Below are 4427 nucleotides of genomic sequence, written 5' to 3'. Positions count from 1 at the left end.
TGTCGCCGTCGGCCTGCCAGCGGATCTCGGCGGCACGCGCCGGATCGGCATGCGGACCACCGTAGGAGTTGGGCGCATACACCGGGTCGGAGACGTTTTTCATCCGCATCGCCCCGTCTTTGGAGTAGCTGTCGACGTCCACGTGCGGCGAGTTGACCGGGATCTGCTTGTAGTTGGTCCCCAGTCGGGCGCGGTGCGCATCGGCATAGGAGAAGCCACGGGCCAACAGCATCTTGTCCGGGCTCAGGCCGGTGCCGGGCACCATGTTGTTCGGCTCGAACGCGGCCTGCTCGATCTCGGTGTGATGGTCGGTGACGTTGCGGTCCAGCGTCAGCTTGCCGACGTCGATCAGCGGATAGTCACTGTGCGGCCACACCTTGGTCAGATCGAAGGGGTTGAACCGATAGGTCTTGGCCTCCTCGAACGGCATGATCTGCATCTTGAGCGTCCAGCTCGGGAAGTTGCCACGCTCGATCGCGTCGTAGAGGTCGCGCTGGTGGTAGTCACCGTCTTCGCCGGCGAGCCGATCGGCATCCTCCTGAGTCAGGAAATCGATGCCCTGGTCGCTGATGAAGTGGTACTTCACCCAGTAGATCTCCTTGGCGGCGTTGATCCAGCTGTAGGTATGGCTGCTGTAGCCGTTCATGTGCCGCCAATTCTTGGGAATCCCGCGGTCGCCCATCAACCAGGTCACCTGGTGCGCCGACTCCGGCGACAAGGTCCAGAAGTCCCATTGCATGTTGTGGTCGCGCATGTTCGTTGCCTGCATGCGCTTTTGAGAACGAATGAAGTGTTGGAACTTCATCGGGTCCCGCATGAAGAAGACCGGCGTGTTGTTACCGACCATGTCGAAGTTGCCCTCGGATGTATAGAACTTCAGCGAAAATCCGCGCGGGTCGCGCCAGGTGTCTGGGCTTCCTCGCTCGCCGGCGACGGTGGAAAACCGGATCAAGGTTTCGGTCTTGGTGCCCGGCTGGAACACCGCTGCCCGGGTGTATTTGCTGACGTCATGGGTCACCTCGAAGTGTCCGAACGCGCCGCCGCCCTTGGCGTGGGGCTGGCGCTCCGGGATGCGCTCGCGGTTGAACTGGGCCATCTGCTCGATCAGGTAGTGATCCTGGAGCAGAAGCGGGCCGTCTGGGCCGACGGTCAGCGACAGTTCGTCGCTGGGAGCCGGCGCACCGCCATCGGTGGTGGTGTAGCGCTCAGTCATGAAGTACCTCCTGATCAGCGGGCCGCCTTGGCGCTGCGGGCAGCCTCCAGGAAGTGAGTACCCACTCAGGCCGATAAGTAGCCATCGCCGCCCCGAATCCGCGCGTCGTGTAAAGCTGCGCTAGCCCCCGTGCCCGGCCTCGGCCTCTGCCTCGCGCGTCAACCCGGCTGCGCCGATGAGTTCTTCGTGCAGTTCGAACCACACCGTGTGGTAAGAGTCGACGAGCGGACGGGTCAGCCAGGCGGTGTCACCCTGCTGCACTTTGGCGTAAGCGGCAGCCAGTTTGCGCGCATATCCCGCCAGCCGTGGGATCTGCTGTGCTGCTGTTGAAATCACCGGAACGACGCGCTGATGGACGTCAACCAATCGTGCCAGCACCGCGGCGTCGTAACCGGGATCGTCGTGCGCATTGGGCTGGCCGTCACGGAGTTGCCAATCGGTGACCAAGGCTTTGAAAACCCGGTTCACCTGACGGAATTGCTGATAGGCAGCCGCGATCGCATCCCGATCGATCGACTGACGTTCCGCCGCGAGCAGCGCTTCCAGCCGAGCACGCCCGGCCGGGGTCAACCGCAGCGTCGAATCAGCCCGCAGCAGGTCCCCGTGGCGCAGGTGGGTGACAGCCTCGGCGACAGCAGCTCGGTCTTCGTCGACACCGGTAGCCACATCGTCGAGAGTCACACGTCCTTTCAGCCGCACCGCTTGCAAGACCTTGAGCTCCATCATGGCCAGTTCCCGGCGTGAAGTGCGGTCAACATGGTGATCAGCGGATGCTTCGACACCACATCGGTGTGTCCGGCGTCGATAGCCGACTGCACTGCCGAAGGTGTGGTGTCCTCAAGCCGAACGTATGGCCCGTTGTGGTGGGCCCGCAGTGGGCTGACGCTTCGTGCGATATCGGCGAGCTCGGCCAACTCAGCCGAGTCGCGCTCCGACCACGCGGTGAACGGCAGCGCGCCCGCCCTGACCTCGCCGGCCGTTCCGTCGACGGTGACCAGCTTGCGGTCAAGTGCGGCAACGACACCCGCGCCGCAGCCAACGACGGCCGGGCGACCGAGCTCCCGGCTGACGACCGCCGCATGGGACGTGACGCCACCCACCTCCGTCACGACGCCGCGGGCCGCCACCATGCCGCTGACATCCTCGGGGCTAGTCGAGGCTCGCACCAGGATGACGTCCTCGCCCCGGTCGGCGGCGTCGACGGCGGCGTCGACGTCGGCGTAGGCCCGGCCGGTCGCGAATCCGGGACAGGCCGGCAAACCCCGGGCCAGCAGGGGCGCGGCAACTCTGGCCTCAGGTTCGGGGAACGGCAGCAACAGTGTCTCGATGTGAGCCGGCGTCACTCGGCGCAGCACCTCGACGTCATCGATGCGCCCCTCGGCGCGAAACCGCAGCGCCAGTGTGACTTCCGCCGATGCAGAGAGCTTGGCGCTGCGCGTTTGCAGGAGCCACAGCCGACCCTGCTCGACGGTGAATTCGACGTCTTGCACATCGCGTTCGCGGTGCTCGAGACGACGGGCCGCTGCCAGCAGCTGCTGATAGACCGCAGGTTGTTGGTCGCGCAACATCGATAGCGGCTCGCAGTCGACGGATCCCGACACCACCGCGTCGCCCTGTCCGCCGGCGAGCCACTCCCCGACCGGGTCGTCGGCGCCGGTGATGGGGTTGCGCGAAAACACCACACCGGCGCCCGAGGAGGCACCCAGGTTTCCGAACACCATCGCTTGCACTACCGCGGCGGTACCGCCGGCGTCATCCCGGCGGTGGTGTCGCCGATAGGCCTTGGCGCGCGGCGAGTTCCACGACCGAAACACCGCCGCGATGGCGCCGCGCAGCTGGTCATAGGCGTCGTCGGGAACCACGCCGTCGTTGTCGCTCAACACGATTCGTCGATACATGTCGTGTAACCGCCGCCGGGTGTCGTCAGCGAAATCTGCACCGGCACCCGCCGTCAGCACCTCATGCACTTCCCCGGTGACGCCGACGTTCAAAATCGTGTCCAGCATGCCCGGCGCCGAGGCCGCGGCACCGCTGCGCACACTCACCAGCAATGGCTGCGGGCCACGGTTGAAGGAACGCCCGGTCTGCTGCTGCAGCCATCCCACCGCGCTGACGACCTGCTCCCATATCGCGTCGAGCGTGCGGCCGGGGTCTGCCAAGAACCGCGCGCCAACTTCGGTGGTAAGGCAAAAAGCCGGCGGCACCGGCAACCCGTCGGCACGCATCGCTTCAAGGCCGTACGCCTTGTTGCCCAGCAACTCTCGCGGCTGCCCGGAATCACCGGTCAGCCGAACAACCGGCGGTGCATTGAAGTCAGCCACGCTGTCAGACACCGCGCCGCCCGGCGCGCCATGACACATGACTCTCCTGTCGCTCGACCTCGGTGCCTCGGGTGCAAGCCCGAGCAGGTAGACGTTACGCCAGCCGCATCGGTCCAGACGCATCGATCCAGACGCGCCCGGCAACCGTCGCAGTCCTCGCTAAGCTCATCACACTCGCGCAGCGGGCAGTCCCGAAAATTCTGAGTGAAACGGTCGTGGCAATGGTGTGGCAGCGGCTCGCTGACGTCGTAACAGGTCGCCTGGCCTGGCTATTGGCCCTTGCGATCGTGTTGGCGTCAGGTGCATCGATGGCGGTGAGCAGCGACGCGGGCAGTTCCAGCCAGTCGCCGGTCTCGGTGCCCGCCGCGTCGGATTCGGCAAAAGCCGCTGCCGCGCTGAAGCAGTTTCCCGGCGGAGATCGGGCCTCGGCGATCCTGGTCGTCACGCGCCGCGATGCCTCGCCGCTGACCCCTGACGATGTGAGAGCGGCCGCCGACGCGCGGACCCGGGCGGAACGCCTTCCACAAGCACGTGCCGGCGCCTCGTCGCCGGTCGTGACGTCGGCCGACGGCAAAGCCGCACTGGCCACGATTTCGGTGAGCTCGCGGCTGTCTGGATTCGACCTCACCGACGCGGTCAAGGCAGTACGTGCGGCCGCCGCCTCCGGGCTGCCGTCGGACCTGGTCGTGCACGTCACCGGCGGGCCCGCGTTCGGCGCCGACATCGCCAACGCGTTCTCCGGCGCGAATGTCACACTGCTGGTGGTGACCGCGATGGTGGTCGCGCTACTTCTTGTCGTCACCTACCGGTCGCCGGTGTTGTGGCTAGTGCCACTCACCGTCATCGCGTTGGCCGACCGGACCGCGACCGTTGTGGGAAGCCTCGTCGCGGGC

Annotated in this window: 4 protein-coding genes; 1 reads left to right on the top strand and 3 read right to left on the bottom strand. The window is 66.1% G+C overall.

Going from position 1 to position 4427, the window contains the following annotated elements; all coding sequences use genetic code 11:
- The 3 genes from AC2VOG_RS02265 to AC2VOG_RS02255 all read right to left on the bottom strand — a co-directional run.
- Positions 1-1213 (bottom strand): catalase (locus AC2VOG_RS02265; protein WP_486938290.1); only part of this gene is annotated, 1213 nt, incomplete at its 3' end.
- Positions 1214-1333: 120 nt separating this feature from the next.
- Positions 1334-1939, bottom strand: coding sequence for a MarR family transcriptional regulator (locus AC2VOG_RS02260; RefSeq protein ID WP_486938289.1), 606 nt, complete (start codon positions 1937-1939; stop codon positions 1334-1336).
- Positions 1936-3573, bottom strand: a complete 1638-nt coding sequence (locus tag AC2VOG_RS02255) for a pyruvate, phosphate dikinase (protein WP_486938288.1) — start codon at positions 3571-3573, stop codon at positions 1936-1938. Before AC2VOG_RS02255 ends, AC2VOG_RS02260 begins: the two co-directional genes overlap by 4 nt.
- A 269-nt stretch (positions 3574-3842) precedes the next feature.
- Here AC2VOG_RS02255 and AC2VOG_RS02250 point away from each other — a divergent pair.
- On the top strand, positions 3843-4427 hold a 585-nt coding region (locus AC2VOG_RS02250; RefSeq protein ID WP_486938287.1), incomplete at its 3' end, for an MMPL family transporter.

This window comes from Mycobacterium sp. TH-M11, from assembly GCF_057473725.1.
This window is presented reverse-complemented; position numbering and strand designations above follow the sequence as displayed.

What these genes read in the sequence shown, in the direction of transcription:
- AC2VOG_RS02255 (WP_486938288.1), bottom strand. Translation starts at nt 3,573, where the DNA reads ATGTGTCATGGCGCGCCGGGCGGCGCGGTGTCTGACAGCGTGGCTGAC.
- AC2VOG_RS02260 (WP_486938289.1), bottom strand. Translation starts at nt 1,939, where the DNA reads ATGATGGAGCTCAAGGTCTTGCAAGCGGTGCGGCTGAAAGGACGTGTG.